The organism is Sulfuricurvum sp. RIFCSPLOWO2_12_FULL_43_24, from assembly GCF_001829605.1.
GTDB lineage: Bacteria > Campylobacterota > Campylobacteria > Campylobacterales > Sulfurimonadaceae > Sulfuricurvum.
Map to the genome: position 1 here is coordinate 1 of NZ_MIBT01000106.1, position 3,353 is coordinate 3,353.

Annotated in this window: 4 protein-coding genes; 2 read left to right on the forward strand and 2 right to left on the reverse strand. The window is 39.4% G+C overall.

Features of this window, described 5'->3' with window-relative positions:
• Positions 1-779 (reverse strand): mannose-1-phosphate guanylyltransferase (locus A3G19_RS09990; protein WP_294872493.1); only part of this gene is annotated, 779 nt, incomplete at its 3' end.
• A 151-nt stretch (positions 780-930) separates the two neighbouring features.
• Here A3G19_RS09990 and A3G19_RS09995 point away from each other — a divergent pair.
• The gene (locus A3G19_RS09995) at positions 931-1,665 is read left to right on the forward strand and encodes a polysaccharide deacetylase family protein (RefSeq protein WP_294872501.1); all 735 of its coding nucleotides are present in this window, start codon (positions 931-933) and stop codon (positions 1,663-1,665) included.
• Positions 1,662-2,411: a glycosyltransferase family 2 protein gene (locus A3G19_RS10000; RefSeq protein ID WP_294872496.1), complete on the forward strand. Its 750-nt coding sequence runs from the start codon at positions 1,662-1,664 to the stop codon at positions 2,409-2,411. Before A3G19_RS09995 ends, A3G19_RS10000 begins: the two co-directional genes overlap by 4 nt.
• A gap of 20 nt (positions 2,412-2,431) precedes the next feature.
• On the opposite strand, the gene A3G19_RS10005 is transcribed toward A3G19_RS10000, so the two are convergent.
• Positions 2,432-3,353, reverse strand: a 922-nt coding sequence (locus tag A3G19_RS10005; protein WP_294872499.1) for an LTA synthase family protein, incomplete at its 5' end; no start/stop codon positions are given.

Genomic DNA, 3,353 nt, shown 5'->3' on the forward strand with positions numbered 1-3,353 from the left:
CACCCGACATCGCTCCATCCGATATCACTTTTTACTACACGGACAAGCGAACTTTTTTCCATAATGGCATAATCAATGCTGTTTTCCGGAATTGAGAGCATGTCTTCGCGATGGATACGGATGATATCACGTGTTATTGCATGGTTAAACGCATGTTTAGAAGCGGAATAAATTGTTGGAGCGTATTTTTCTAACTCTTGTAAAAAAATACCTGCTTTGAAACAAAACATGCCACTGTTCCAATAGTAGTTTCCTGCATGGAGATACTCTTCTGCCTTTTGTAAATTAGGTTTTTCATGAAATGCAAGAACATTTTCAGACTCAGATTCAATATACCCGAAACCGGTTTCGGGAAATGTCGGCGTGATACCGAAGGTGACGAGGTTGTTTTCATGTGCAAGCTGTTCTGCTCGTCTAAGAATATGTTGGTAGGCTTCTAGGTCTTTGATTAGATGATCAGATGGTGTCACCAGAACAATTGTCTCAGGTTCCAGTGCCATACATGCCAATGCAATTGCAGGAGCAGTGTTGCGTCCAACCGGTTCAAGCAGATAGCTGCTATGATCGTTTTGAATCTCTTCAAGCTGATCAAGTGCCAAGAAGTATTGTTCCGTATTGGAAACGATTAGCTGAGATGAACATACTGTTTGATTGCGCTCTACAGTCAGCTGGAAAAGGGATTTCCCACCGAACAGTTTGACAAACTGTTTGGGCATCAGAGTCCGGCTGATCGGCCACAACCGCGTACCGCTGCCGCCGCAGAGAATGATGTTGGTCATATAAAATACCCTTGTTCATTTTAAAAAATCATATATTTATTATTAATCAATAACACTTCATGTTAATTGAGAATAATATCCATAAAGATTTTAAAGTAGGATTATCTTGTTATAATTTCAGCAATATAAATGAGGAGAGTTTTTGTTTAACGTGATAATGTACCATCATATCAACAGTGATGACCTCCCTCTTTCCAATTCTGATAGTATGCTAGAAGCGCATTTGCGTCTGATTTCTACACGTTTTACGACGGCGTTTCCCGGTGAATCAATCACTTCAGAATCTATCTGCCTGACATTCGATGATGCGTATTATGATTTTTACCATTATGTGTTTCCGTTACTAAAAAAATACAATCTCAAAGCACTTCTTGCTGTCCCATCCGCCTTTATTTTAAGCGATACAGATGTTATGTCAGAGCATCGATTATCGCTCAAACATCATGAAATTTATGAAGCGGATAATTATAAAACTTATGCTCCGTTTTGTACTTATACTGAACTCAAAGAGATGGTACAAAGTGGTCATGTGATGGTAGCTTCGCATTCGATGAATCATGTAAACCTGAGTGAAGAGGGTGTAGATTTAGATCAGGAGATTTTCGGTTCAAAAGTTGCCCTCGAAGAGAACCTCGGGTTTCGGGTTGATTCATTTGTTTTGCCGTATGGTAAATACAACGATGCGGCAGTTGCATTAGCAAGCGAATATTACCCTTATGTATTTCGAATCGGCAATGCTCTAAACCCCTCTTGGAATGGGATAGGCGGGCTAATCTACCGGATTAAAGGGGATGGACTTAAGACACCCGAAGAACTTTTTAAACCTATGAAACAGTTAGGATTTTGGTTTAAAACGATGATTAAAACACTAAAAGGGTCACGATGAACGTATCGGCGGTGATGATCGTCAAAAACGGAGCGCGGACGATCCGCAAATCGTTGGAGAGTTTGAGAGAGTTTGATGACGTCATTGTTTATGATAACGGCTCTAGCGATGGAACCCAAGCCATCGCATCTGAATTTCCAAACGTTCGATTGATCGAAGGGAATTTTGACGGATTCGGGACAACCAAAAACCGCGCGGCAGGTTATGCCAACCATGATTGGGTATTGATTATCGACAGTGATGAGGTGGTGGATGAGGAACTGTTACACGCACTTAAAACCCAAATCCTCGATCCGAATGTTATCTATATCGTGAACTTTCTCGCCTATTACAAAGATATCCCAATTCGTCACTGCGGCTGGAACAACCAAAAAATCCGCCGTCTCTATAATAAAACGGTGACTAAATTTAATGATAATTTTGTTCACGAAAATATCATCGATGAGGGGATGAAAAAACTTCCCATCGGCGGAAATATGAAGCACTACAGTTACATGAGTATCTCTGATTTTATTGTGAAACTCGATCGCTATTCAACCCTTTTCGCAACCGATAATGTCGGGAAAAAATACTCATCCCCTTCAAAAGCGTTTTTCAACGGACTTTATTCGTTTTTCCGTACTTATGTTCTCAAGAGAGGATTTTTAGATGGGTATGCGGGGCTGATCATCGCGTTTTCCCATATGGCGACCAATTTTTACAAATACATCAAGCTCTATGAGATAAATCTGGAACAAAAAAAATAATTTAACACTACAAGATAGACTTATTTAGCCCATTTGTTTTTTTCTAAGAGTTTTGCTTCTGCTACATCAACGGCGAAAAGTTCTTTTTGAAGTTTTTGAGTCCCCTCTTGAGTCGCATTGCTTTCAACGATCGTTTTAAAATTGTATTTGATGTATCCTTCTTTTCCGATGTAACCGATCAAATCACCGGCATAAAAATAGACAAACCGTTTTTTGACCGATGTATCAAAGAGGGAGTTCCCCATGACTGTATACGGTTGCTTAAATCCTAAGAGATCTAGTACGGTTGGAAAAATATCGTTTTGTGATCCTAGGGTATTAATTACGTTAGGTTTAAAAATTTTAGGTGCATAAATAATAAGTGGAATTCTATTGTGATCAATAGAAGCTAAAGGCTTATCATTGGGACGTAATTGTTTTCCGATAGGACATAATGCATCTCCTGAACCGTGATCAGCAGTAAAAATAAAGATAGTATTGTCAAACCAAGGCTCTTTTTTAACACCTTCAATAAACCGTTCGATTGAATGATCAGCATAAATGAATGCATTTAATGAACCGTTGTAGTTTCGTAAATCATGGGGATATCGCTCATATTTTTTAGAGGGAAGATGAAAATCACTATGGTTGGTTGAACTGAAGGCAAATCCGATAAACGGTTTTTTAGCAGCGTTGAGTTTTTGATGTAAAAAATCAAATAAATTATGATCATAGGTTCCGGTATTCGGATGTCTGCCTGGTTCAACCTTTTCTACGTTGGGCATATCTTCTGCCCCGTAATATTCGTCGAAGCCGGCAAGATAACTTACGGAATCAACACGATATGAACGACGATTTCCACCCTGCATTGCTATGGTTTGATATCCATTTGCTTTTGCAATCTGTCCAAGATAGCTTAAGCGTGAAAGTTCAAGTCCATCTCCGAGATAGGGGAACCCGGAA

Coding starts and splice junctions, on each gene's coding strand:
- A3G19_RS10000 (WP_294872496.1), top strand. CDS start 1,662: ATGAACGTATCGGCGGTGATGATCGTCAAAAACGGAGCGCGGACGATC.